A 25603-nucleotide genomic window follows, 5' to 3' on the forward strand; every position below is an offset into this window, starting at 1 on the left:
TCTGGATATGCCGTGCGACGAGTAGAGGTTATAAGTGCCATCAACGGCCCCAGGCCATAGGCCCCATTGCGCTTGAGCACATCGGTAGCACTTGTGGGAACAGGGCCGGAAGGTGTCAGGAGGGAGTGTCACCGCAAGCACGGGTGACAGACGGTCAAGGACGGATGAGGTCACCGCTCACCGCAACGTTGCTTGTCTGATTGCGACGCGCCAAAACATGGCGCGCTGTCGTGCAGGTGTTCACTTAGCGCGCAGTTTTGACTGCTCTGGCGCTGTCGCGGGCAAGCTTTTCGCCGCTCACAACTCAACCGGGGACTGAGCCTTCTCGCGATGCAGTCGAGTCGGTCTTAGCATTCCACCGCGCTGACCGCCAAGCCACCGCGTGATGTCTCCTTGTATTTGTCATGCATGTCCGCACCGGTGTCACGCATGGTGCGAATCACCCGGTCCAGCGAGATAAAGTGCTGGCCGTCACCGCGCAATGCCATCTGCGCCGCATTGATCGCCTTCACCGCCGCAATGGCATTGCGTTCGATACACGGCACCTGCACCAGCCCACCCACCGGGTCGCACGTCAGGCCGAGGTTATGCTCCAGGCCAATTTCCGCCGCGTTGCACAACTGCTCAGGCGTGGCGCCGAGAATCTCCGCGAGCCCCGCCGCCGCCATGGCGCACGCCGAGCCGACTTCGCCCTGGCATCCGACTTCGGCACCGGAAATCGAGGCGTTCTTCTTGCACAGAATCCCCACCGCCGCCGCACTCAGAAAGTAGTCAACCACATTGGCGTCCGTGACCACTTCGCTGAACTTCATAAAGTAGTGCAGCACCGCCGGGATGATCCCCGCCGCGCCATTGGTCGGCGCCGTCACCATCCGGCCCCCGGCGGCATTCTCTTCATTGACGGCCAAGGCGAACAAGTTGACCCACTCCATCGCGCTCAGGGTCGAGCCGATCACATTGGGCTTACCCAACTCTTGCAGGCTGCGATGCAACTTCGCCGCCCGCCGACGTACATTAAGGCCTCCGGGCAAGATGCCCTCGTGCTTGAGGCCTTGCTCGACACAATCCTGCATGGCCCGCCAGAGCTTCATCAGACCACCACGGATCTCCTCTTCGCTGCGCCAGACTTTCTCGTTGGCCATCATCAACTCGGCGACACGCAGGTTATGCGTCTGACAGAGGCTCAGCAGTTCCACAGCGCTGGAGAAGTCATACGGCAACACCGTGCGATCAAGGTCCACCACACCGCTGGCCGCCTGGGCTTCATCGACGACAAACCCGCCGCCAATGGAATAGTAGGTATCGCGATGCAGTTCCCGGTGATCGCCCTCAACGATGAGCGTCATGGCGTTGGGGTGGAACGGCAGGTTTTCGTCGATCAGGCGCATGTCCCGGGCCCAGATGAAGGGCACCGACAAGCGACCGTCAAGCAGCAGGGTGTGGGTTTCACGCAGGCTCTCGATGCGCAGGCCGATTTGCGACGGATCAATTGCATCCGGCCACTCACCCATCAGGCCCATGATCACCGCGTTGTCGCTACCGTGGCCGATGCCGGTGGCAGACAACGAACCATAGAGTTGCACTTCGACACGGCGAACCTGTTCCAGCAGGTGTTTTTCGCGCAATGACTCAACGAACAGCGCAGCGGCACGCATAGGCCCGACAGTGTGCGAACTGGAAGGACCGATGCCGATTTTGAACAGGTCGAAAACGCTAATAGCCATGACTGCCGAACTCCAGGATGTGCCTACTCCGGACGCAAAAGCGCCCAGTGACGGAGCTGCTACGCTCAAGCTGCAATCCGCCGGGATGGCCGCATCATCCGGCTTTTACCTGTCGCTCGCCGTCTCACACCGACGCACTCATGCCCACCAACGCCGCCAGTCACTCGCGTTACGTTTTCACGGTTTTTTTACGGTCCACAGGAGCAAAAAAGTCTGAAACTAGCTGTAAACGACCTCACTGACACTGGATACGACCATCCCTGTACTGGTTACGACGCCCCCTGTAGGCGTCAGATTTTCACTGGTACATGATCGTCTCGACTCGATTGCAAGGCATCGCGGTAAAGCTGTCTCCAAATCGCCATCCAACCGCAACTTATAAACGCGGTGATCCAGTCGGAACACTGCCAAAAAAAACACTAAGGAGTCCACCCATGAAAGGTTCCCCGTCGTTGTTGTTGGCCGCCATGCTGAGTCTGCCGTTACTGGCTCAAGCCGCAGAACCGGCGCAGTGCAGTACTGTGAATTTCTCCGATGTCGGCTGGACTGACATTACCGCCACCACCGCTACCACCAGCGTCGTACTCAACGCCCTGGGCTACAAAACCAAAACCACAATGATTTCCGTACCGGTGACCTACAAGTCCCTGGCAGACGGCAAGAACATGGACGTGTTCCTCGGCAACTGGATGCCCACCATGGAAAACGACATCAAGGCTTACCGTGATGCCGGCACCGTGGAAACCGTGCGCACTAACCTCAAAGGCGCCAAGTACACCCTGGCAGTGCCACAAGCGCTGTATGACAAAGGGCTTCACGACTTCGCCGACATCCCGAAATTCAAGAAAGAACTCGACGGCAAGATCTACGGGATCGAACCAGGTAACGACGGCAACCGTCTGATCCAGAGCATGATCGACAAGAACGCCTTCGGTCTCAAAGACGCAGGCTTCAAAGTCGTCGAGTCCAGCGAAGCCGGGATGCTGTCGCAAGTGGACCGTGCGCAGAAACGCGACACCGCCGTGGTCTTCCTTGGCTGGGCACCGCACCCGATGAACAAGCGCTTCAAAATCCAGTACCTCACCGGCGGTGATGATTACTTCGGTCCCGACTTCGGTGCGGCCACCGTGCTGACCAACACTCGCAAGGGTTATGCCCAAGAGTGCAGCAACGTCGGTCAGTTGCTGAAAAATCTCGAGTTCACCGTGGACATGGAAAGCTCGCTGATGGGCAACATCCTGGACGACAAGATGAAGCCTGAAGCGGCCGCCAAGGCCTGGTTGCAGAAGAACCCGCAGGTGCTCGATACCTGGCTCGCTGGCGTGACCACCATTGACGGTAAGCCTGGCCTGGAGGCCGTGAAAGCCAAGATCGCCCAGTAACTGCTTACGCCGGGCGGGTTCGCCTGCCCGGGCTGTTTATTTCCTTGCATGCGGACGTTCACTACCATGCTGATTGATCAGAAAATCCCCTTAGGCCAGTACATCGCGGGCTTCGTTGAATGGTTGACGCAACACGGCGCCAGCACCTTCGACGCCATCGCGGTGACCCTGGAAACGATGATCCACGGCGTGACGTTCGCGTTGACCTGGTTCAACCCGCTGGCATTGATCGGCCTCATTGCGCTACTGGCACACTTCATTCAACGCAAGTGGGGGCTGACCGTTTTCGTCATCCTCTCCTTTCTGCTGATCCTCAACCTGGGGTATTGGCAGGAAACCATGGAAACCCTCGCTCAGGTGCTGTTCGCCACCCTGGTCTGCGTGGTCATTGGCGTGCCGTTGGGCATCGTCGCCGCGCACAAGCCGATGTTCTACACACTGATGCGTCCGGTGCTCGATCTGATGCAGACCGTGCCGACGTTCGTGTACCTCATTCCGACCCTGACCCTCTTCGGTCTCGGTGTGGTGCCGGGTCTGATCTCGACGGTGGTGTTCGCGATTGCCGCGCCCATCCGCCTGACTTACCTGGGCATCCGTGATGTCCCGCAAGAATTGCTGGACGCCGGCAAAGCCTTTGGCTGCTCGCGCCGTCAGTTGCTCTCACGTATTGAACTGCCCCATGCCATGCCCAGCATCGCGGCCGGTATCACCCAGTGCATCATGTTGTCGCTGTCGATGGTGGTGATCGCAGCCCTGGTGGGTGCTGACGGTTTGGGCAAGCCAGTGGTCAACGCGCTGAACACCGCTGATATCGCCCTGGGCTTCGAAGCCGGGCTGGCCATCGTGCTGCTGGCGATCATGCTCGACCGAATCTGCAAACAACCCGACGCAAAAGTAGGGGGTGACGCATGAGCATTATTCGCTTCGATAACGTTGACGTTATCTTCGCCAAAGATCCACGCCCGGCGCTCAAGCTGCTGGATCAGGGCATGACCCGCAACGAGATTCTGAAAAAAACCGGCCAGATCGTCGGCGTCGAAAAAGCCAGCCTGGACATCGAGAAAGGCGAAATCTGCGTGCTGATGGGCCTGTCCGGTTCGGGCAAGTCCAGCCTGCTGCGCTGCATCAACGGTTTGAACACCGTGAGCCGTGGCAAATTGTTCGTCGAACATGAAGGCAAGCAAATCGACATCGCCTCCTGCACCCCGGCCGAACTGAAAATGATGCGCACCAAACGGATTGCGATGGTGTTCCAGAAGTTCGCCCTGATGCCGTGGCTGACAGTCCGCGAGAACATCAGCTTCGGTCTGGAAATGCAGGGTCGACCGGAGAAGGAACGGCGCACCCTGGTGGACGACAAGCTTGAGCTGGTGGGCCTGACCCAGTGGCGCAACAAGAAACCCGACGAACTCTCCGGTGGTATGCAGCAACGCGTCGGCCTGGCCCGTGCGCTAGCGATGGACGCCGACATTCTGTTGATGGACGAACCGTTTTCGGCCCTCGACCCGCTGATTCGCCAAGGCCTGCAGGACGAACTGCTGGAGCTGCAACGCAAACTCAGCAAGACCATCGTTTTCGTCAGTCACGACCTCGATGAAGCCCTGAAACTCGGCAGCCGCATTGCGATCATGAAAGACGGCCGGATCATTCAGTACAGCGTGCCGGAAGAAATCGTGCTGAACCCAGCTGATGATTACGTGCGGACCTTCGTCGCTCATACCAACCCACTAAACGTGCTGTGCGGGCGTAGCTTGATGCGCACCCTGGACAACTGCAAACGCATCAACGGCTCAGTCTGCCTCGATCCGGGCGGTGACTCATGGCTGGACTTGGCCGAAGGCAACACCATCAAAGGCGCACGCCAGAATGGCGTTGCCCTGGACTTGCAGAATTGGGCGCCTGGGCAAGCGGTTGAAGCGCTGGGCCGCCGCCCGACGCTGGTGGATTCCAACATCGGAATGCGCGATGCACTACAGATTCGCTACCAGACCGGCAACAAACTGGTGCTGCACGACAACCATAAAGTGGTCGGGATTCTGGGCGACAGCGAGCTGTATCACGCGCTGCTCGGCAAGAACCTGGGCTAAGGCAACAGACACAAAAACGCCGAGAGAGGTGATCGTACCCACGCAGAGCGTGGAACGATCAGGATTCGAGTAGGAGGCGGCTTCACAGCCGCCGTCCTCTCACACCACCGTACATACGGTTCCGTATACGGCGGTTCAGGTTATACGGCTAAGCCGGTTTATCGTATCCAGTATCGAGACCAGCCCGAGTCCATCCCACAGTTTCTTCGGCAGCGCCTGATTCATATGTGGCGCTCCCGAGCTCCACCATGGACCTCGACCGTTGAACGCTGATTTGCAGGCACGCGCTTCGCTGAGTCCTAAGCGCATCAAGTTGCGCGCCCTCGTAGAGGGCTGCTTCCATTGACGCCAGATGATGCAGCGAAGTTTATGCCGCACCCAGCCGTCCAGTTCCTCAAGGGGCCGCTTGCTCTGACTCAGCTTGAAGTAGCCAGCCCAACCGCGTAGTACGGGGTTTATCCGCTCGATGACGTTCGCCATCTTGTGGCCCCGCGCTCCGCGCAGCAGGTCTCTGAGTCGGTCGCGTAAACGACCCAGACTCATCGTCGCCACTCTCAGCCTCGGCTGTTGATGCCAGCTCATCCCATAACCCAGATAGTCACAGGCCCAAGGCCTTGCCACACGGCTCTTTTCCCGGTTCAACGTCAGTTTCAGACGCCGATTGAGAAAGCGCTCAACACTGGCCATCACTCGCGCCCCAGCACGACGACTGCGCACATAAATGTTCGCATCATCGGCGTAGCGCACGAAGCAATGACCCCGCCGTTCCAGCTCGCGATCGAGTTCGTTGAGCAGGATGTTCGACAGCAACGGCGAGAGCGGGCCGCCTTGCGGCGTCCCTTCCTGCCGTCGACTGGCGATACCGCCTGACATCACGCCGGCCTCGAGGTAACGGCGAATGAGCCTGAGCACACGCTTGTCTTCGATTTGACGCTCTACATAAGCCATCAATACATCGTGGTTGACCCGATCAAAGAACTTCTCAAGATCAAGCTCCACACACCAGCGGTGGCCCGCCGCCACATGGGCACGGGCTGTTTCGATGGCGTGGTGAGCGCTTCTGTTTGGACGAAAGCCGTAGCTGTAGTCCGAGAACAGAGGGTCGAAGATTGGCGTGAGCTGTTGCAGCAGAGCCTGCTGGATCAGGCGATCCATCACATTGGGGATACCCAACTGACGGGTTCCGCCTTTGGGTTTTGGGATTTCGACGGCGCGCACACCTTGCGGGTGATACTCGCCGGCCAGCAGCCGCACCTTGAGGGTCGGCCAATACTGATTCACATAGTCAGCCAATTGGTCGACCGTCATGCCATCGGCACCCGGCGCACCCTTGTTGCTGACCACGCGTTGATACGCACGCTTGAGATTTGCCGGTGCAAGCACCCGCTCCATCAGCCTGTCCGGCTCCGCGTTCGTCCACGCCACAGACGCCGCCGATGCCTGCGCACTGCCAGCCGTCGCCCGCGGATTCTGTCCGGAACTTGGGGTCACAGTTCTCCCTCGGAGAAAGTTCTGCTTTTCGACATTCGACGAGACTCTGACGCCTACTGGCGGCATAACCTGTTCAGCCCTTGGTGACGGGGTTATTCGTCACTTACTACGGCCTCGGCTGACTTCTGCACGCTCATCCCGTCGCCTCACGACGCTCGGTAGCACAATGGCAAACGTGCAGATCTCCCAAGGTAATTCGCGCGACCTTCCTGCTTATGCCTGTCGGATCTACGTCGTAGCGTTCCGTGCAAGTATCGGGCTTTGGTAATCATGGCCACCTTACCCCGCTACGCCGCCTCATCCGCTTCCTGTTCGTCAGGCCAGCATTTTGCCTAAGGCTTCCTTCAGATTCGCAGTCACCCGCGACACCCTTCCCTTCGGCTAACACTTCCCCTTGCCGGGTGTGTAGAGGACTTGCACCTCCAAGTCACCAGCGTGGCCACCACAGCCAAACTGGTTGCGCTTGCGCGCAACGCGCCATGCCTGGCGCACCACAAAAAAGGGGCTCAACATGAGCCCCTTTGCGTTCCCACGCACAGCGCGGGAACGAATACCTCGCTACTCAGCTATAGACACGGCCAAGGAGCTGCCGATGGCTTTCAAACTGATCAAGCACGTCACGGGTGATCTGATCCTGGGTGAAGCCCATCAAGTCGTAATCCTGGCTGCCGTTGTGCAGGTACACCTCGGCGCGGTAGTAACGAGCGCGAGATTCGTCAGCACTGTCGGCCGACACCGTGTCGCTCGCCGCCGCCAGGTAGCCGTCCAGGCTCACTTCGTAGACAAAAGGGTTGCCCTCTTCCATCTCGATCCGCAGGCCCATGCAACGCTTCGATTTACCCAGCAATGTTTGCACGTCCAGGCCCTGAGCGCGCAATTGCACAGCAGCCGCTTCCAGCGCCGGGCTGACTTGCTTGTCCATGAAGCGCTGAACGATCGACTGACTCGGTTGCAGGTCCAACTGCGTCAAGCGCTCAATAAAACCGCGACGCCCGCGCGCGGCCAACTCCGCTTGTTCCCGCTCGATCTGCACGTCCTGGCGCATGGCCTTGTGCAAGCCGAACATGAAGAGCACCAGCACCACCGAGAACGGCAGACCGGCCAGCACCACCATGGTTTGCATGGCCTCGAAGTTACCGGCGAACAGCAGACCGATGGTCACCAGAGTGATGACCGCCGACCAGAAGATCCGCAACCAGTGCGGCGCATCTTCGTCAACGTTGCCGCCCTTGCAGGACAGGTTGGCCATCATCACGGCGCCAGAGTCTGCCGGGGTCAGGAACAATACAAAACCGACAAAGATCGACACGCCGATCACGATTTTCGATGCCGGATAGTGCTCAAGCAACTGGTAGATCGCCATCGACGGCTGCTCCAGCGCCGTCTTCCCCAGCTCCACCGCCCCATGGTTCATCACCAGGTCCAGCGCCGAGTTACCGAAGATAGACAACCACGCCAAGGTGAAACCCAGCGGAATCAGCAACACGCCGGCCACCAGTTCACGCACGGTGCGACCACGGGAAATACGCGCGATGAACATGCCCACGAATGGCGCCCAGGAAATCCACCAGGCCCAGTAGAACAGGGTCCACAGGCCCAACCAGCGGTCAGACTTTTCGCTGTCGCCTTCGTACACATAGAGGTCAAACGTCTTCAACACCACGCCGTTCAGATAATCGCCGATGTTCTGTACAAAGCCGTTGAGCAAATGCAGGGTCGGGCCGAACAGCAGGACGAAAATCAGCAGGCCGCTGAACAGCACAATGTTCAAGTTCGACAGACGACGAATGCCGTTTTCAACACCGGACACGGCGGCGATGGTCGCCACGGTGCTCATCACGATAATCACGATCAACAGGTTGGTGTTGCTGTGTTGCATGCCGAACAGGTTTTCCAGCCCCGAGGACACTTGCAGCGAACCAATCCCCAAGTTCGTCACCAGGCCCAACAGGGTCACGAACATGCCAAAGCCGTCTACCGCATGACCGGCCGCGCCTTTGACCCAACGCTCGCCCACCAGCGGATACAGCGCCGAACGCAGCGCCAGCGGCTGGTTATGACGGTAAGCAAAGTAAGCAACGGCCAGGCCTACCAGTGCGTAAATTGCCCAGCCGTGCAGGCCCCAATGCAGAAAAGTCAGTTGCACCGCCTGACGCGCGGCCATGTTACTGGCAGCCACGCCTTCGGGCGGATTGAAGTAGTGGTCCAGTGGCTCGGACGCACCGAAGTACAGCAGTGAGATGCCGATACCCGACGAGAACAGCATCCCCGCCCAAGCGCCGTAGCTGAAGTCCGGGGTGTCGTCCTTGCTGCCCAGTTTGAGCTTGCCGTAGGAAGAGAACGCCAAGCCAACCACAAACACCAGATAAGCAGCGATCACCACCATGTAGTACCAGCCGAAGCTGCGGGACAACCAGGCCTGGGCGATACCGAGCACTCTGCCCGCCTCCTGCGGGGCGATGATCAGAATGGCGGTCAACAACAGGATCAGCGCGGTAGAGGTGTAAAACACCCAACCGTTGACCGTCACCTTATCGGGCGGGGTCTTTATTAGAGAGGCAGAACTCATGGCACAGAGGCTCCGGGCAGTGCGATTGAGGAACACAAGGCAACGCGTTACCCGACCAATCGGTTAGTTGGCAGCCGATCATCGGGTGATATAAAGACAGCCCGAAAAAAGCCCGAAATTCCGGAGGCGTAACAACGCTGGGGGTTTCGAGCGTATTCAGACGTCGTTTTTATCGTCATCTACACGTAGGAAAAATCTGTAGGCAGCGACTATTTGTCGCAGAGCTTATTCTTTGTTGATTGAACGTTCAATCAAAACAAAATAGACTGGCCCTCAATCCGGTAGCCGTTTTCGTCCACCGGAAGGCCTAAGGAGATGTGCAAGATGCCCAAGGTCGGTATGCAACCCATCCGCCGCCAGCAATTGATTGAAGCCACATTGCAGGCTGTCGATCAGGTCGGAATGGGGGACGCCAGCATTGCGCTGATCGCCCGTTTGGCCGGTGTCTCGAATGGCATCATCAGTCACTATTTTCAGGACAAGAATGGCCTGATCGCCGCCACGATGCGGTACCTGATGAGTGTCCTCAGTGAGAACGTCACCGCGCGCCGCCAGGCGCTGGCAGATGACAGCCCACGGGCGCATTTGCAGGTGATTATCGAAGGCAACTTCGACGCCAGCCAAGTCAATGGCCCGGCGATGAAAACCTGGCTGGCCTTCTGGGCCACCAGCATGCACCAGCCGTCATTGCACAGGTTGCAGCGGATCAACGATCACCGTCTGTATTCCAACCTGTGCTGCCAGTTCCGCCGTGTGTTGGCGCTCGATGAAGCGCGCAACGCCGCCCGAGGCCTGGCAGCTCTGATTGACGGTTTGTGGTTGCGCGGTGCGCTGTCGGGAGACGCTTTCGACACCGGGCAGGCGCAACAGATCGCTTACGAATACATGGATTTCCAATTGGCCAAGCAGGTGAGTTAGAGCACACATAAACGCTCAACCCCTGAACGACTGCTGAACGGTGTTGCCAGACCCTTACGGCTCCACCCTTAAGCGGTTAATGCCAACCACTTATGCACTTGCGAGGACTTTATGGCCCGTTTCGAACTGCAAAAACTCTACATTGACGGCGGCTACAGCGACGCTGGCAGCGATGCCACCTTCGAAGCCATCAACCCGGCTAACGGTGAAGTTCTCGCCAAGGTGCAACGCGCTACTAAAGAAGACGTTGAACGAGCGGTCGTCAGCGCCGAGAAAGGCCAGAAAATCTGGGCGGCCATGACGGCCATGGAGCGTTCGCGCATCCTGCGTCGTGCCGTTGACATCCTGCGTGAGCGCAACGATGAACTGGCTGCCCTGGAAACCCTGGACACCGGCAAGTCGTTCTCCGAAACCAAGTACGTCGACATCGTCACCGGCGCTGACGTACTGGAGTATTACGCAGGCTTGGTGCCGGCCATCGAAGGCGAGCAAATCCCGCTGCGCAGCACTTCTTTCGTCTACACCCGTCGCGAGCCGCTGGGCGTAGTGGCCGGTATCGGCGCGTGGAACTACCCGATCCAGATCGCCCTGTGGAAATCTGCACCCGCCCTGGCGGCCGGTAACGCGATGATCTTCAAGCCAAGCGAAGTCACCTCCCTGACCACGCTGAAACTGGCCGAAATCTACACCGAAGCAGGCCTGCCGGCTGGCGTGTTCAACGTTCTGACCGGCAGCGGCCGTGAAGTCGGCACCTGGTTGACCGAGCACCCACGCATCGAAAAAATCTCCTTCACTGGCGGCACCGACACCGGCAAGAAAGTCATGGCCAGCGCTTCGGCTTCGTCGCTCAAAGACGTGACCATGGAACTGGGCGGCAAATCCCCGCTGATTATTTTCGACGACGCCGACCTTGATCGCGCCGCTGACACCGCGATGATGGCCAACTTCTACAGTTCGGGCCAGGTCTGCACCAACGGCACTCGCGTGTTCATTCCGACTCACCTCAAGGCAGCTTTCGAAGCCAAGATCGCAGAGCGTGTTGCGCGCATCCGCATCGGCAATCCGGAAGACGAGAACACCAACTTCGGCCCACTGGTCAGTTTCGCCCACATGGAAAGCGTGTTGGGTTACATCGCCAAAGGTAAGGAAGAAGGCGCTCGCCTGCTGTGCGGCGGCTCCCGTCTGACTGACGGCGACTTCGCCAAAGGCGCCTTCGTGGCACCCACCGTGTTCACCGACTGCACCGACGAGATGACCATCGTGCGCGAAGAGATCTTCGGCCCGGTCATGGCGATCCTGACCTACGACACCGAAGAAGAAGTGATCCGTCGTGCCAACGACACTGACTTCGGCCTCGCTGCCGGCATCATCACCAAAGACCTGAACCGCGCTCACCGCGTGATTCATCAGCTGGAAGCCGGTATCTGCTGGATCAACGCCTGGGGCGAGTCCGACGCCAAGATGCCGGTCGGTGGCTACAAGCAGTCCGGCGTGGGCCGTGAGAACGGCATCAGCTCGCTGAACAATTTCACACGAATCAAATCGGTACAGGTAGAGCTGGGCGACTACGCCTCGGTGTTCTAAACCCCAGGCTTTGTATTGCTCGCCAGAGCATGCCCGCGCCCACAAGAGCAGTGCGCTTTCTGTGGGGGCGAGCCTGCTCGCGAATCGAGTGTGCAGCACTCGCCTGGCATGACCTGACCACTTTCAAAGAGGGTGCATTTAATGTCCCAAGAATATGACTACATCATTATCGGTGCCGGCTCGGCCGGTAACACCCTGGCGACCCGTCTAACTGAAGACGAAGGCGTCACCGTTCTGCTGCTGGAAGCCGGCGGCCCGGATTACCGGCTCGATTTCCGCACGCAAATGCCAGCGGCATTGGCGTTTCCCCTGCAAGGTCGTCGTTACAACTGGGCCTACGAAACCGATCCAGAACCGCACATGGACGGTCGCAAGATGGAATGTGGTCGCGGCAAAGGCCTTGGTGGTTCTTCGCTGATCAACGGCATGTGCTACATCCGTGGCAACGCGATGGACTACGACAACTGGGCCAAGCTGCCAGGCCTGGAGGACTGGGATTACCTCAACTGCCTGCCGTATTTCCGCAAAGCAGAAACCCGCGACATCGGCCCGAACGACTACCACGGTGGCGATGGCCCGGTCAGCGTGACCACGCCAAAAGCCGGCAACAACCCGCTGTTCCACGCGATGGTTGAGGCAGGCGTGCAAGCCGGATACCCGCGTACCGAAGACCTGAACGGTTACCAGCAAGAAGGTTTCGGCCCGATGGACCGTACCGTAACGCCCAACGGCCGTCGCGCCAGCACCGCTCGCGGTTACCTGGACGTCGCCAAAAAGCGTTCGACACTGACCATCGTCACCCACGCCCTGACCGACAAGATTTTGTTCGACGGCAAGCGTGCAATCGGCGTGCGTTACCTGATCGGCGCGGCTGAAGAGCGCGTTGAAGCCAAGGCTCGCAAAGAAGTGCTGCTGTGTTCCGGCGCCATCGCTTCGCCGCAGATCCTGCAACGCTCCGGCGTCGGTCCGGCCGAGCTGCTGAAATCGCTCGACATCCCGGTGGTCCACGACCTCCCAGGCGTTGGCGAGAACTTGCAGGATCACCTTGAGTTGTACCTGCAATACGCTTGCACCCAACCGGTCTCGCTGTACCCGTCGCTGCTCTGGTACAACCAGCCAGCCATCGGTGCCGAGTGGCTGTTCAACGGCACCGGTATCGGCGCCAGCAACCAGTTTGAAGCCGGCGGTTTCATCCGTACCCGCGAAGAATTCGATTGGCCGAACATTCAGTACCACTTCTTGCCGGTGGCGATTAACTACAACGGCAGCAACGGGGTGAAAGAGCACGGTTTCCAGGCGCACATGGGCTCCATGCGTTCGCCAAGCCGGGGTCGCATCCAGGCAAAATCCAAGGATCCGCGCGAGTACCCGAGCATCCTGTTCAACTACATGGCCACCGAGCAAGACTGGCAGGAGTTTCGCGACGGCATCCGCCTGACCCGTGAAATCATGCAACAGCCTGCTTTGGACGCCTTCCGTGGCCGTGAAATCAGCCCGGGCATCGACGTACAAACTGATGAGCAACTCGACACGTTCATCCGCGAACACGCTGAAACCGCATTCCACCCATCGTGCTCCTGCAAAATGGGCACCGACGACATGGCCGTGGTAGACGCTGAAGGACGTGTACACGGCTTGCAGAGCCTGCGGGTAGTCGATGCCTCGATCATGCCGATCATCACCACCGGCAACCTGAACGCCCCAACGATCATGATCGCCGAGAAAATCGCCGACAAGATCCGTGGTCGCCAGGCGCTGCCGCGCAGCACCGCCGCTTACTTCGTCGCCGGTGATGCACCGGTGCGTGGCAAGCCGCTGCGGGATGTGAGCCCAACTGCTCAGTAATCTCGTCTGATCGTTCCTACGCTCGCGTGGGAACGATCTCCAATTTTCCGACAAACCTTTCCCACACTGTTTCACGCTTGATCCTACCCCCCGCACCGGCCTAATCTAGCGCCACGCAAACGCTTCATCCCCCCCCCGCCGAATCGATACGCCGCTGCTCCCATACCAAGGAGGTTCTCGAATGTTCGATTTCCACCCCCAGCTCAAGCAGCGCTTCGCTGCCTTGCGCACGGGCGCTGAATTCTTTTCCCTGCGTTATGTGCGCGAATCCGGACAGCAGCTGTCGGTGCGCAAGAACGTCGCCGAACCGCCCCACCTGAGCCGTGACGAAGGCGCGATGCTGACCGTTCGGGTCAACGGTGTCGAAACTTACGCAGCGACCAACGACGTATCGCAACAAGGCCTGCAAGCGGCGCTGGACCGGGCCGAGCAGCAGGCCCGTCGTCTCCAGCCGCACGCGCTGCTCGACCTGCGTGAGCAAACCGTGTCCAGCGACCGTGCCGACTATTTTTCGCCCGACCTCGATCAGCCCTTCCCCTCCCTGAGCGATTGCTACCAGTTGCTGGGCGACGAGTCCGCCGCCGTGCCCAAAGACGAGCGCCTGGTGAACTGGCAGGTGAGCATCGGCATTACCCACGTCGAGCAGATCTACCTTAATAGCGCCGGCGCCGAACTGCGTCAGGCCCAGCGTTTTGTCTACCCTGGCCTGGACGTCACCGCCTACAACGGCAGCGACAGCCAGACCCGGACCCTCGGCCGCGAGAACTTCGGTCAACAGGGCGGTTTTGATGTGATCAGCCGCTGCGGTCTGGTGGGTGCAGGGCCAAAGATTGCCGATCAGGCGTTGCAACTGCTGCTGGCACCGAACACCCCGCAAGGCCCGCGCGACCTGTTGTTGATGCCGGACCAAATGATGCTGCAAATCCACGAATCCATCGGTCACCCGCTGGAACTGGACCGCATCCTTGGGGATGAACGCAATTACGCAGGCACCAGCTTCGTCAAGGCGCAAGACTTCGGCCACCTGCAATACGGATCGAAACTGCTCAACGTGACCTTCGACCCGGACATTCCGGAACAACTCGCCAGCTACGGGCATGACGACGACGGCACGGCGGCCAGCAAGCAATTCCTGATTCGCGAAGGCCTGCTACTGCGACCACTGGGCGGCGCACTCTCGCAATTCCGGGCTGGCATGGATGGCGTCGCCAACAGCCGCGCCTGCGGCTGGAACCGCCCACCGATCGACCGCATGGCCAACCTAAACATTGAGCCTGGCGATCAACCGCTGGAGCAGATGATCCAGGGTATCGAGCACGGTATTTTGATGAGCACCAACCGGTCGTGGTCCATCGACGATGCACGCAACAAATTCCAGTTCGGTTGTGAGTGGGGCCAGTTGATCGAAAACGGCGAACTCAAAGGCGTGGTGAAAAACCCCAATTACCGGGCGATTTCCGCGCAGTTCTGGAAGAGCCTCAGTGCGGTCGGCGACGCCAATACGGTCAAGGTGTTGGGCACGCCGAACTGTGGCAAGGGCGAACCGAACCAAGTGATCCGCGTCGGCCATGCCTCGCCGGCCTGCGTGTTCAGCCATATAGATGTGTTTGGGGGAGATGCCTGATGACCAATTCTACGAGCTCCCAAAATACCCAGGCTGATGCGTTTAAAGCCTTGGTCCACTGGCTGCGCGATGCGATTCGCGAGCCGGAGCAATTTACCCTCAGCTACGCCGCCGAGTCCTCGGCCTTCGTGCGCTTCAACCACGCCAAGGTGCGGCAGGCCGGGCAGGTACAGCAGGCGAACGTCGGTTTCAAACTGATCAACGAGGGTCGCCACGCCGACTTGCACATCACGTTATCCGGCGATGCTGAAACTGATGTCCAGCGCCTGGCCGATGGTCTGCAACAGTTGCGCGAAACCCTGCCGCTGCTGCCGCCCGACCCGTACTTGATGCTCAACCACAACGGCTGGCAGAGCAAAAACGTGCAGGACCGTCCGTTACCGGAGACCGAGCAGGTGGTGGCTGAAATCACCCAGGCCGCCGAAGGCCTAGACTTGGTAGGTTTCTACGCGGCCGGGCCGATCAGTCGCGGCTTCGCCAGTTCTTCGGGCGCGTTCGGCTGGCATCAGGCCAACAGCTTCAACTTCGATTTCAGCCTGTTCCATGAAAACGGCCAGGCGGTGAAAGCCAGTTACGCCGGCCACGACTGGAACAGCGAAGGCTTCGCCAAGCGCTTCCAGCAGGCCCGCGAGCAGTTGGCCTTTCTCGGCCGGCCATTGCGTACCTTGCCACCGGGCAACTACCGCGCTTACCTGGCGCCGGCGGCCGTGGAAGAAATCATGGACATGCTCGGCTGGGGCGGTTTCTCGGCGCAGTCGATTGCCAGCAAAGGCAGCCCGTTGCAGAAGCTGTACGCGGGTGATCAATCGTTCAGCCCGTTGGTCTCGCTGGATGAAAAGGTCAGCGGCTCCCTGAGCCCGGCGTTTTCCGGCGAAGGTTATCCGCGCAGCGATCTGGGCTTGATCGTCGAAGGCAAGGCTGGCGCGCAAATGGTCAGCTCACGCAGTGCGGCCGAATATGGCCTGACCGCCAACGGTGCCGGTGCGGGTGAAATGCCAAGTGCGTTGAACATGGCCGCCGGGACGTTGCCGCAAGCCGAGATTCTCAAGCAACTGGGCACGGGCCTGTACATCAGCAACCTCTGGTACCTGAACTACTCCGACCAACCTGCAGCACGCCTGACTGGCATGACGCGGTTTGCCACGTTCTGGGTCGAGAACGGCGAGATTCAGGCGCCAGTCAGCACCATGCGCTTCGATGACAGCGCCTACAGCCTGCTCGGTTCGCAGTTGGAAGCGTTAACCCAGCAGCGCGAACTGATGCTCTCGTCCAGCACCTACAGCCAGCGCGCGACAGCGTCATCGTTGTTGCCCGGCGCACTCGTGAGTCGATTGACGTTAACCCTCTGACCCCTATCGTTCGCACGCTGCGCGTGTGAACGATCGTTAACACACCCACAAGAGGTCCCATGCCCAACCGCCCCTCTCTCGACGCTGTCACCGCCCGCTGGTTGCCATGGGTGGTCGCCATTGCCTTTTTCATGCAGTCCCTCGACGGGACGATTCTCAACACCGCCCTGCCGGCCATGGCGCTGGACCTGGCGGAAAACCCTTTACGCATGCAAGGCGTGATCATCGCCTACATGCTCACCGTCGCCTTATTGATTCCGGCCTCCGGCTGGATTGCCGACCGCTTTGGTACCAAGAAGATTTTCTTCGGCGCCATTCTGTTGTTCAGCATCGGCTCGCTGCTCTGCGCGCTGTCGAACACCTTGACGCTGCTGATCGGCGCACGGGTGATTCAAGGGCTCGGCGGTGCGTTGATGCTGCCGGTCGGCAGGCTGGTGGTGCTGCGGGCTTACCCACGTTCGGAGCTGGTGCGGATCATGGGTTTTATTACCATTCCCGGCCTGCTCGGCCCCTTGCTCGGCCCGACCACGGGTGGCTGGATGGTCCAGTACCTGTCGTGGCACTGGATTTTTTTGATCAACTTGCCGGTTGGCATTATCGGTTGCTACGCCGTATGGAAATTCATCCCCGACCTGCGCGGCACCGAACGCACGCGTTTCGACGGCGTCGGCTTTCTGCTGTTCGGCGCCTCCATGGTACTGATCACCATCGCCATGGAAGGCCTCGGCGAACTGCACCTGCCACACCTGCGGGTGATGTTGCTGCTGGTGGCCGGCATGGCCTGCCTCGCGGCGTATTGGCTGCGCGCCGGACGCATCGACAATCCGCTGTTCGCACCGTCACTGTTCAAGACCCGGACCTTTGCCGTCGGCATCCTCGGTAACCTGTTTGCTCGTCTGGGCGGCGGTGCGTTGCCGTTTCTGGTGCCGTTGCTGCTGCAAGTGGCGCTGGGGTATTCACCGTCCCAGGCCGGGATGAGCATGTTGCCGCTCGCCGCAGCCGCGATGATCGCCAAATCAGTGGCGCGGCCGCTGATCGAGCGCCTGGGCTATCGCATTATTCTCACCGGCAACACCCTATTCCTGGGGATCATGCTCGCCAGCATGGGCCTGGTCAGTGAGCAGACGCCTTACTGGCTGCTGCTGTCCATGCTGTCGCTTCTCGGCGCGATCAACTCCTTGCAGTTCACCGCAATGAACACGGTGACCCTGATTGACCTCGACGATGCGAGCGCCAGCAGTGGCAACAGCCTGCTGTCGGTGGTGGCGCAGTTATCCCTGGGACTGGGCGTTGCGTGTGCGGGAGCGTTGCTCGGCGGCTTCACGGCAGAGGTCGGCAACGACGGCGTGGACACCGTGCTTGGGGCGTTTCAATTGACCTTCGTCACGGTCGGAATCATGGCGATGCTGGCGGCAACGATCTTCTCCCAGCTCTCGAATGAAGACGGACGGCGCGTCAAGCGTCCAGAGGAACACATAGAGCCTTAGTTCTCAGACGATAAGTGCCTGCGCTCGGCGACTTCTCGTCTGGAAACTACGGGCGAATGGCCGCGAGACTGATACACTGCGCGACATTTTGTTTTGCAGGCCCGTCCCGTGACCACCATCGCCACCGCTTTTAATACTTTGCCGCTGTCCGCCGCCATGCTGGCTAACCTCGATTCTCTCGGTTATGCCCAGATGACGCCGATCCAGGCGCAAAGCTTGCCGGTGATCCTCAAGGGGATGGACCTGATCGCGCAAGCCAAGACGGGCAGCGGCAAGACCGCCGCCTTCGGTATCGGCCTGTTGAACCCGATCAATCCGCGCTTCTTCGGCTGTCAGGCACTGGTCATGTGCCCGACCCGTGAGCTGGCCGACCAGGTCGCCAAGGAAATCCGTCGTCTGGCCCGTGCCGAAGACAACATCAAAGTCCTGACCCTGTGCGGCGGCGTGTCCTTCGGCCCACAGATCGCCTCTCTGGAACACGGCGCGCACATCATCGTCGGCACCCCAGGGCGTATTCAACAGCACCTGCGCAAGGGCTCGCTCAAGCTTGATGGCCTGAACACCCTGATCCTCGACGAAGCCGACCGCATGCTCGACATGGGTTTCTACGATTCCATCGAAGAAATCATCATGCAGACCCCGGAGCGTCGCCAGACCCTGCTGTTCTCCGCCACCTACCCGGTGGGCATCAAGCAACTGTCGTCCAAGTTCATGCGCAACCCGCAGATCGTCAAGGCTGAAGCGTTCCACTCGGATGCACAGATCGAGCAGCGCTTCTACGAGATCTCCCCAGAAGAGCGCATGGACACCGTGGTGAAAGTCCTCGCGCATTTCCGTCCGGCCACCTGTGTTGCCTTCTGCTTCACCAAGCAGCAGGTTCAGGAAACCGTCGATCACCTGACCGCCAAAGGCATTTCTGCTGTCGGCCTGCACGGCGATCTTGAACAGCGCGACCGTGACCAGGTGCTGGCTATGTTCTCCAACCGCAGTACCTCGGTACTGGTAGCCACCGACGTTGCCGCACGCGGTCTGGACATCGATGCGCTGGACATGGTGCTCAACGTCGAACTGGCGCGCGACTCGGAAATCCATATTCACCGCGTGGGCCGTACCGGTCGCGCTGGCGAAAAGGGCATCGCAATCAGTCTGGTCGCACCGTCTGAAGCCCACCGTGCCCAAGCCATCGAGCAACTGCAGAAGTCGCCATTGAGCTGGGATCAGTTGAGCAACCTCACCTCCCAGGGCGGCGCACCGCTGCTGCCTGTGATGAGCACTTTGTGCATCGGTGCAGGCCGTAAAGACAAGGTTCGTCCGGGCGACATTCTTGGCGCACTGACCGGTGATGCCGGTATTCCAGGGGCCCAGGTCGGCAAGATCGCGATCTTCGACTTCCAGGCGTATGTCGCGGTTGAACGCGGGATCGCCCAACAGGCCTTGCAACGCCTGAATGACGGCAAGATCAAAGGTCGTTCGCTGCGCGTGCGCATCCTGTAAGAACGACGCACTACCCACATTTGATTGCATTCCCAATCGACGCCTGTGTGAGGACACCGTTTTGCGCTCTACCGAAGTCGTGATCATTGGCGCTGGCGCCGCAGGGTTGATGTGTGCGCTGACCGCCGCCGGGCGCGGGCGCAAAGTGATGTTGCTCGACCACGCCAACAAGGCCGGCAAGAAAATCCTGATGTCGGGTGGTGGTCGCTGTAATTTCACCAACATGTACACCGAGCCGGGCAATTTTCTGTCGCAGAACGAACACTTTTGCAAATCCGCACTGGCGCGCTACACCCAATGGGATTTCATTGGCATGGTCGCCAAACACGGCGTGCCGTACCACGAGAAAAAACTCGGCCAATTGTTCTGCGATAACAAATCCAGCGACATCCTCGACATGCTCCTCGACGAGTGCAACCAGGTCGGCGTCAGCCTGCACCTGGACACCTCGATCCAGACTATCGAGAAGCTCGAAAGCGGTTACTTGCTAGACACCACCCTCGGTCAGTTGACCTGTCAATCGCTGGTCATCGCCACGGGCGGTCTGTCGATTCCAACCCTCGGTGCAACCGGTTTCGGTTATCAAGTGGCCAAACAGTTCGGCCACGAACTGCTGCCGACCCGCGCCGGACTGGTGCCATTCACCATCACCGATCAGCTCAAAGAACTGTGTACCGAGCTGTCCGGTACGTCGGTGGACTGCCTGGTGAGCTGCAACGATCAGAGTTTTCGCGAGAACATTCTGTTCACTCACCGCGGCCTCAGTGGCCCGGCGATTTTGCAGATTTCCTCGTTCTGGCAATCCGGTGATACGGTCGAGATCAATCTTCTGCCAGACCACGACGCACCCGCCTGGCTGCAACAGCAGCAGGCCGAGCGTCCGAACAGCGAGTTGAAAACCCTGCTGGGAGAAATCTTCACCAAAAAAATGGCCAACTTGCTGGCGGACAACTGGTTCGTGTCCAAACCGATGAAGCAGTACACCCATGCGGAATTGGCCGACATCGCCGAAAAACTGGCCAGCTGGCAAGTTGTGCCCGCCGGCACTGAAGGCTACCGCACCGCCGAAGTGACCCTGGGCGGTGTCGACACCCATGAAGTGTCGTCCAAAACCATGGAATCGCTGAAAAGCCCCGGCTTGTACTTCATTGGCGAAGTGCTGGACGTCACCGGACACCTGGGGGGCTTCAACTTCCAGTGGGCCTGGGCCTCGGGCTACGCGGCAGCTCAATACGCCTGAATTACACGAGCGAGCCTGCTCGCGAAAGCGTTCTGACAGACAACATTAATGTTGTCTCTGCTGGATTCTTCGCGAGTAGGCTAACGCCCTCATTGATGGTGGCTTGCGCTCAAAGGAACAGATTTTGCTGTCAGATGTGATCGACGCCATTGCGCCGACGTCATTACTGGCTCAATTTAGCGTCATTGCCTCGGAAGGCCCGCGCACTTCATGTCATCGACCCCATTTAATCAGTCTCTGCGTCGCCTCTGGGCGCTGGATAAATTCAGCTACAGCGTGCGGGTGTTCATCGCCCTGACCGGCAGCATGGCTGTCTGTTGGTATCAGGATGAAATGGGGCTGTTGATCCCGCTATTCCTGGGAATCATCGCCAGCGCCCTCGCCGAAACAGACGACAGTTGGCAGGGCCGACTCAATGCCTTGGCGGTAACGCTGGTGTGTTTCAGCATCGCCGCGTTCTCGGTCGAATTGCTCTTCCCCTACCCCGTCATCTTTATCGTCGCTCTGGCGCTGGCCGCCTTCGGCCTGACCATGCTCGGCGCCCTAGGCGAACGCTATGGCGCGATTGCCTCGGCCACCCTGATTCTGTCGGTCTACACCATGATCGGCGTGGACCAGCGCGGCGGCGCGGTGACCGATTTCTGGCACGAACCGGTGCTGCTGGTAGCGGGTGCGGCCTGGTATGGTTTGCTCTCGGTGTTGTGGCAGGCGATGTTCTCCAACCAGCCGGTGCAACAGAGCCTGGCGCGGTTGTTCCGTGAACTGGGGCTGTACCTGAAACTGAAGTCGTCGCTGTTCGAGCCCATTCGACAGATGGACGTAGAAGCACGTCGCCTGGAACTGGCCCAGCAAAACGGTCGAGTGGTGGCGGCACTGAACGCCGCTAAGGAAATCATTCTGCACCGGGTCGGTAACGGTCGGCCGGGCTCCAAAGTCAGCCGCTACCTCAAGCTGTACTTTCTTGCCCAGGACATCCACGAGCGCGCCAGCTCCTCGCACTATCCTTACAACGCCTTGGCCGATGCGTTCTTCCACAGTGACGTGCTGTTCCGCTGTCAGCGCCTGCTGCGCCAGCAAGGCAAGGCCTGTCGCGCGCTGGCCGAGTCGATCCAGATGCGTCAGCCGTTCATCTATGACGCCAGCTTCGCCGAAGCCCTGAGCGATTTGCACGCCTCCCTTGAACACCTGCGCATCCAGAGCAACCCGGCATGGCGCGGCCTGCTGCGCTCGTTGCGGGCACTGGCCGCCAACCTCGGCACCCTCGACCGCTTGCTCAGTGACGCCAGCAACCCCGACGCCCTGGCCGACGCCACCGACAGCAGCCTGCTCGACCGTTCGCCGCGTAACCTCAAGGATGTGTGGATTCGCTTGCGCACGCAGCTGACGCCCACCTCATTGCTGTTCCGCCACGCACTGCGCCTGCCGCTGGCGTTGAGTATCGGCTACGCCATGGTGCATTTGATTCACCCCTCACAGGGGTACTGGATCATCCTCACCACCCTGTTCGTCTGCCAGCCAAACTACGGCGCGACCCGGCGCAAACTCGGGCAGCGGATCATCGGCACCGCCATCGGCCTGACCTTGGCCTGGGCCCTGTTCGATCTGTTTCCGAGCCCATTGGTCCAGTCGTGTTTCGCCATCGCGGCCGGGGTGGTGTTCTTTATCAACCGCACCACCCGCTATACCTTGGCGACGGCGGCGATCACCTTGATGGTGCTGTTCTGCTTCAACCAGGTAGGCGACGGTTACGGACTGTTCCTGCCACGCCTGTTCGATACCCTGCTCGGCAGCCTGATCGCCGGGCTGGCGGTGTTCCTGTTCCTGCCCGACTGGCAGGGCCGACGCCTGAACAAAGTGCTGGCCAACACGCTGACCTGCAACAGCATCTACCTGCGCCAGATCATGCAGCAGTACGCCGCCGGCAAGAGTGACGATTTGGCGTATAGGCTGGCGCGGCGTAACGCGCACAACGCCGATGCTGCGCTGTCGACGACCTTGGCCAACATGCTGATGGAGCCGGGGCATTTTCGTAAAGAAGCCGATGTAGGCTTCCGTTTTCTGGTGCTCTCCCACACCCTGCTCAGCTACCTGTCAGGCTTGGGCGCGCACCGTGACACCCTATTACCGGCCGAGGTGCGGGAACAGTTAATCGACGGCGCCGGGGTAAAGCTGGCCGCCAGCATCGACGAAATCGCCCAGGGTCTGGCCAGTAAAACGCCGATTGCGATTCAAAGTGATGAGGAAGAAGCACTGGCCAATGAGCTAGAGCTGATGCCCGATGAGATCGATGAGGGCCAGCGGCTGGTACAAACTCAGTTGGGGTTGATCTGCCGACAGCTGGGACCTCTGCGCACGCTAGCGGCGCACTTGATCAAGGACACGAGCGAGGGTTGAGCGGGTGGTCTCACATCCCATGCTGCCTCATCAACCGCTCATAGCTGCCGTCGGCCTTCATCGCGGCAATCTCCCGGTCGAACCCCGCAACAATTTGCTCATGCTCCGGGTTCTTCAGGCTCACCAGAATGTGCAGGCTGTTTTCACTCAACGGTTTGGGCAGGAACTCTACCGAGTTACGCACCTTGGGTGATTCCCGGGCCAAGTAATAGCGAGCGACAAATTCGTCTTCAAGGGTCAGTTGAACGCGGTCAGCGGCCAGCATGCGCACGGCCATGGCGAAGCTATGCACCGGGATTTTCTGCATGGCCCCATCGTTGTCGAACGCTGGCGAATAGGCATAACCGCGCACTACCGCAATCGGGTAGGCGTGCAACTGTTGCAGGTTGTCGTATTCAATCGGCGCGTCCTTGCGCTTGATGAAGCGCACACGGTTAAGCAGGTACTCAGCGGAAAACTGACCCAACTTCGTGCGGTCATCGTTGTACCAGGCATTGACCAGCACGTCGTAACGGCCCTCGCCCACGCCCAGCAATGCCCGCGCCCAGGGCACTTGCTCAAAATCACTGGCATAACCGGCCCGTGCCAACGCGGTACTGACGATGTCAGTGGCCAGGCCGCCGTTGACCAGCGTGGCATCGGTGAAGGGTGGCCAGGCGTCGGCCACCAAACGCAGTTTTTCTGCTGCCGCCTTTTGACTCAGCAACAGCAATACAATCAAAGCAAGGGCTCGATGCAATCGCGGCATGCTAGAAAATCCTTAGCGGGCGAGCTGCCCGGTGTGTGTTTTCAACCAAACTCAAAGACTCCGGCAAATATTCCCCGGTATTAAACCTTAGCTCATTGAAGCCACGGCACAGTGCTCAACCGCAGATTACACAAAGAAGACAACGGCGCGAGCACTGAATGATGGCATTTTGGCACCCATCACAGTTTTGCCCACCGTAAAGACATCCATCGTCGGTACGACTAGTATCGGAAGGACAATGTTCAAGGAGTGTGAATATGACAATTGAGTGGGTCTGCAAACACCACAGCGATCTGGGCAAGGAGCAGCTGTATGCGATTCTTAAATTGCGCGCCGAGGTGTTCGTCGTCGAACAAAAGTGCGTTTACCAAGACATTGATGGCCAAGACCTGGCGGGTGACACCCGCCACTTGATGGGCTGGGACGGCGATCGACTTTTGGCCTATCTACGCTTGCTCGACCCGGAATTACAGGGTGGCGATGTGGTGATCGGCCGGGTGATCACCGCACCAGAAGCGCGGGGCAAGGGTATAGGACATGAGTTGCTCAGCCAGGCCTTGATCCAGGCTGACAAGCACTGGCCTGAAGTGCCCATTTATCTCTCGGCACAGGCGCATTTGCAGCGTTATTACGGCCGGTATGGGTTTGTCGTCGAAGGTGAGGAATACCTGGAGGATGACATTCCGCACATCGGCATGCGCCGTTCCTGAAGCGCTGTCGCGGGCAGGCTTGCACCGCCAGGGTGACATTCATGACGCAGCAAGCCTACTCGCAAAGGCGTCCATGTCGGCGCCGCAAAACCTCAGGGATACTCCAGCACCGCTTTGATCTGACGCAAATTGCGCTCGATCCAGCCCCGATCAATCGCCCCCCATTCACGCACTCGATAATGCCCGGCCTGGTGACGGGCGCCGTCGTCCTGTTCAAACTCGCAAACGATGTCCAGATCCGCCAACGCCGCAATGGTGTCCTGCGCCGTGCGCCGAGGCATGCCGGTCACCTCGGTCAACGCCGGCACACTGCTGGCCAGCCCGCTGTCGATCAGATATGCCACGTACAACCGACGGTAGAAGCTGCTCTTGGTCTTGCTCACGTCCATCCACACTCTCCTTGTTGCGCGCTTTGGCTCTGATGATCGACTACTGCATATCGCGCCACGTCAGATAAACCCGCAAATCAAATTCCACCTGGTGATACCCCGGCAACATGTGCTCGCACAACTTATAGAACGCCTTGTTGTGGTCCGACTCTTTGAAATGCGCCAGCTCATGCACCACGATCATCTTCAAGAACTCGGACGGTGCCTCCTTGAACAGCGACGCAACGCGGATTTCCTTTTTGGCCTTGAGCTTGCCGCCCTGCACCCGTGAGATGGTGGTGTGCAGACCGAGGGCGCGATGGGTCAGGTCCAGGCGGTTGTCAAACAACACCTTGTCGATGGCCGGCGCGTTACGCAGGTACTCCTGCTTCAGGTCCAGGGCATAGGTGTACAAACCTTTGTCGCTTTGCACACCATGTTTTTCCGGGTAACGCTGGCTAAGGTAATCGCCCAGCCGACCGTCAGTGATCAGCTGGCGCACTTGCTCCTGCAACGCAACGGGGTAGGCCTGGAGGTATTTCAACGCGGTCATCGGGCGGGCAACACGTAGTTCGAAAAGGCCGCCAGT

19 protein-coding genes are annotated in these 25603 nt (G+C 59.5%); 13 read left to right on the forward strand and 6 right to left on the reverse strand.

All coding sequences use genetic code 11. The features are described from left to right. Positions 1-347: 347 nt before the first annotated feature. Positions 348-1724 (reverse strand): L-serine ammonia-lyase, encoded by a 1377-nt coding sequence (locus RHM68_RS23510; RefSeq protein WP_322219388.1) that lies wholly within the window; start codon positions 1722-1724, stop codon positions 348-350. 434 nt (positions 1725-2158) lie between these two features. Between RHM68_RS23510 and RHM68_RS23515 the strand changes: the two genes are divergently transcribed. The 3 genes from RHM68_RS23515 to choV all read left to right on the forward strand — a co-directional run bounded on the left by RHM68_RS23515 (position 2159) and on the right by choV (position 5193). Next, entirely contained in the window at positions 2159-3106 is a 948-nt protein-coding gene (locus tag RHM68_RS23515) for a choline ABC transporter substrate-binding protein (RefSeq protein ID WP_322219389.1), read from the forward strand. Positions 3107-3172: 66 nt separating this feature from the next. Further along, a complete protein-coding gene (gene choW, locus RHM68_RS23520; RefSeq protein WP_322219390.1) occupies positions 3173-4018 on the forward strand; it encodes a choline ABC transporter permease subunit in 846 nt (281 codons plus the stop codon). After that, entirely contained in the window at positions 4015-5193 is a 1179-nt protein-coding gene (choV, locus tag RHM68_RS23525; RefSeq protein WP_322219391.1) for a choline ABC transporter ATP-binding protein, read from the forward strand. Before choW ends, choV begins: the two co-directional genes overlap by 4 nt. A gap of 135 nt (positions 5194-5328) precedes the next feature. Here the strand turns inward: choV and ltrA are convergent, their stop codons facing one another. Continuing rightward, entirely contained in the window at positions 5329-6750 is a 1422-nt protein-coding gene (gene ltrA / locus RHM68_RS23530; protein ID WP_322219392.1) for a group II intron reverse transcriptase/maturase, read from the reverse strand. 496 nt (positions 6751-7246) lie between these two features. After that, positions 7247-9196 (reverse strand): BCCT family transporter, encoded by a 1950-nt coding sequence (locus RHM68_RS23535; RefSeq protein WP_322223920.1) that lies wholly within the window; start codon positions 9194-9196, stop codon positions 7247-7249. 381 nt (positions 9197-9577) lie between these two features. On the opposite strand from RHM68_RS23535, the gene betI reads away from it, so the two are divergent. The 9 genes from betI (at position 9578) to yccS (ending at position 23188) form a co-directional block, all read left to right on the forward strand. After that, positions 9578-10171: a transcriptional regulator BetI gene (gene betI / locus RHM68_RS23540; protein ID WP_322219393.1), complete on the forward strand. Its 594-nt coding sequence runs from the start codon at positions 9578-9580 to the stop codon at positions 10169-10171. A 111-nt stretch (positions 10172-10282) separates the two neighbouring features. Further along, positions 10283-11755 (forward strand): betaine-aldehyde dehydrogenase, encoded by a 1473-nt coding sequence (gene betB / locus RHM68_RS23545; RefSeq protein ID WP_322219394.1) that lies wholly within the window; start codon positions 10283-10285, stop codon positions 11753-11755. A gap of 141 nt (positions 11756-11896) precedes the next feature. Further along, positions 11897-13600: a choline dehydrogenase gene (gene betA, locus RHM68_RS23550; protein ID WP_322219395.1), complete on the forward strand. Its 1704-nt coding sequence runs from the start codon at positions 11897-11899 to the stop codon at positions 13598-13600. Positions 13601-13781: 181 nt separating this feature from the next. Beyond that, positions 13782-15224, forward strand: a complete 1443-nt coding sequence (locus tag RHM68_RS23555) for a TldD/PmbA family protein (RefSeq protein ID WP_322219396.1) — start codon at positions 13782-13784, stop codon at positions 15222-15224. Beyond that, a complete protein-coding gene (locus RHM68_RS23560; protein WP_322219397.1) occupies positions 15224-16573 on the forward strand; it encodes a TldD/PmbA family protein in 1350 nt (449 codons plus the stop codon). The genes RHM68_RS23555 and RHM68_RS23560 overlap by 1 nt, the downstream gene beginning before the upstream one ends. Before the next feature lie 59 nt (positions 16574-16632). Next, on the forward strand, positions 16633-18060 hold the full coding sequence (gene mdtD, locus RHM68_RS23565; protein ID WP_322219398.1) for a multidrug transporter subunit MdtD: 1428 nt from the start codon (positions 16633-16635) through the stop codon (positions 18058-18060). A 156-nt stretch (positions 18061-18216) separates the two neighbouring features. Further along, the gene (gene dbpA / locus RHM68_RS23570; RefSeq protein WP_416195255.1) at positions 18217-19554 is read left to right on the forward strand and encodes an ATP-dependent RNA helicase DbpA; all 1338 of its coding nucleotides are present in this window, start codon (positions 18217-18219) and stop codon (positions 19552-19554) included. A gap of 61 nt (positions 19555-19615) precedes the next feature. After that, the gene (locus tag RHM68_RS23575; protein ID WP_322219400.1) at positions 19616-20794 is read left to right on the forward strand and encodes an NAD(P)/FAD-dependent oxidoreductase; all 1179 of its coding nucleotides are present in this window, start codon (positions 19616-19618) and stop codon (positions 20792-20794) included. Positions 20795-21004: 210 nt separating this feature from the next. Next, positions 21005-23188 carry a YccS family putative transporter gene (gene yccS / locus RHM68_RS23580; protein WP_322219401.1) on the forward strand — a complete coding sequence of 728 codons (2184 nt, stop codon included), beginning with the start codon at positions 21005-21007 and terminating at the stop codon, positions 23186-23188. Positions 23189-23198: 10 nt separating this feature from the next. Here yccS and RHM68_RS23585 read toward each other — a convergent pair whose 3' ends face one another. Next, positions 23199-23936, reverse strand: coding sequence for a substrate-binding periplasmic protein (locus RHM68_RS23585; protein WP_322219402.1), 738 nt, complete (start codon positions 23934-23936; stop codon positions 23199-23201). 257 nt (positions 23937-24193) lie between these two features. On the opposite strand from RHM68_RS23585, the gene RHM68_RS23590 reads away from it, so the two are divergent. Then, entirely contained in the window at positions 24194-24646 is a 453-nt protein-coding gene (locus RHM68_RS23590) for a GNAT family N-acetyltransferase (RefSeq protein WP_322219403.1), read from the forward strand. Between the two features lie 92 nt (positions 24647-24738). Here the strand turns inward: RHM68_RS23590 and RHM68_RS23595 are convergent, their stop codons facing one another. Then, positions 24739-25035: a winged helix-turn-helix domain-containing protein gene (locus RHM68_RS23595; RefSeq protein WP_322219404.1), complete on the reverse strand. Its 297-nt coding sequence runs from the start codon at positions 25033-25035 to the stop codon at positions 24739-24741. 40 nt (positions 25036-25075) lie between these two features. Beyond that, on the reverse strand, positions 25076-25567 hold the full coding sequence (locus RHM68_RS23600) for a M48 family metallopeptidase (RefSeq protein WP_322219405.1): 492 nt from the start codon (positions 25565-25567) through the stop codon (positions 25076-25078). Positions 25568-25603: the final 36 nt, after the last annotated feature.

It is taken from the genome of Pseudomonas sp. DC1.2, assembly GCF_034351645.1.
GTDB lineage: Bacteria > Pseudomonadota > Gammaproteobacteria > Pseudomonadales > Pseudomonadaceae > Aquipseudomonas.

Excerpts from the sequence above, each read along its gene's own strand:
- yccS (WP_322219401.1), top strand. The coding sequence starts at position 21,005 with ATGTCATCGACCCCATTTAATCAGTCTCTGCGTCGCCTCTGGGCGCTG.
- choV (WP_322219391.1), top strand. The coding sequence starts at position 4,015 with ATGAGCATTATTCGCTTCGATAACGTTGACGTTATCTTCGCCAAAGAT.
- RHM68_RS23590 (WP_322219403.1), top strand. The coding sequence starts at position 24,194 with ATGACAATTGAGTGGGTCTGCAAACACCACAGCGATCTGGGCAAGGAG.
- RHM68_RS23585 (WP_322219402.1), bottom strand. The coding sequence starts at position 23,936 with ATGCCGCGATTGCATCGAGCCCTTGCTTTGATTGTATTGCTGTTGCTG.
- ltrA (WP_322219392.1), bottom strand. The coding sequence starts at position 6,750 with ATGCCGCCAGTAGGCGTCAGAGTCTCGTCGAATGTCGAAAAGCAGAAC.
- betB (WP_322219394.1), top strand. The coding sequence starts at position 10,283 with ATGGCCCGTTTCGAACTGCAAAAACTCTACATTGACGGCGGCTACAGC.
- betA (WP_322219395.1), top strand. The coding sequence starts at position 11,897 with ATGTCCCAAGAATATGACTACATCATTATCGGTGCCGGCTCGGCCGGT.
- RHM68_RS23560 (WP_322219397.1), top strand. The coding sequence starts at position 15,224 with ATGACCAATTCTACGAGCTCCCAAAATACCCAGGCTGATGCGTTTAAA.
- dbpA (WP_416195255.1), top strand. The coding sequence starts at position 18,217 with ATGCTGGCTAACCTCGATTCTCTCGGTTATGCCCAGATGACGCCGATC.
- RHM68_RS23600 (WP_322219405.1), bottom strand. The coding sequence starts at position 25,567 with ATGACCGCGTTGAAATACCTCCAGGCCTACCCCGTTGCGTTGCAGGAG.
- choW (WP_322219390.1), top strand. The coding sequence starts at position 3,173 with ATGCTGATTGATCAGAAAATCCCCTTAGGCCAGTACATCGCGGGCTTC.
- RHM68_RS23555 (WP_322219396.1), top strand. The coding sequence starts at position 13,782 with ATGTTCGATTTCCACCCCCAGCTCAAGCAGCGCTTCGCTGCCTTGCGC.
- betI (WP_322219393.1), top strand. The coding sequence starts at position 9,578 with ATGCCCAAGGTCGGTATGCAACCCATCCGCCGCCAGCAATTGATTGAA.
- RHM68_RS23510 (WP_322219388.1), bottom strand. The coding sequence starts at position 1,724 with ATGGCTATTAGCGTTTTCGACCTGTTCAAAATCGGCATCGGTCCTTCC.
- RHM68_RS23595 (WP_322219404.1), bottom strand. The coding sequence starts at position 25,035 with ATGGACGTGAGCAAGACCAAGAGCAGCTTCTACCGTCGGTTGTACGTG.
- RHM68_RS23515 (WP_322219389.1), top strand. The coding sequence starts at position 2,159 with ATGAAAGGTTCCCCGTCGTTGTTGTTGGCCGCCATGCTGAGTCTGCCG.
- mdtD (WP_322219398.1), top strand. The coding sequence starts at position 16,633 with ATGCCCAACCGCCCCTCTCTCGACGCTGTCACCGCCCGCTGGTTGCCA.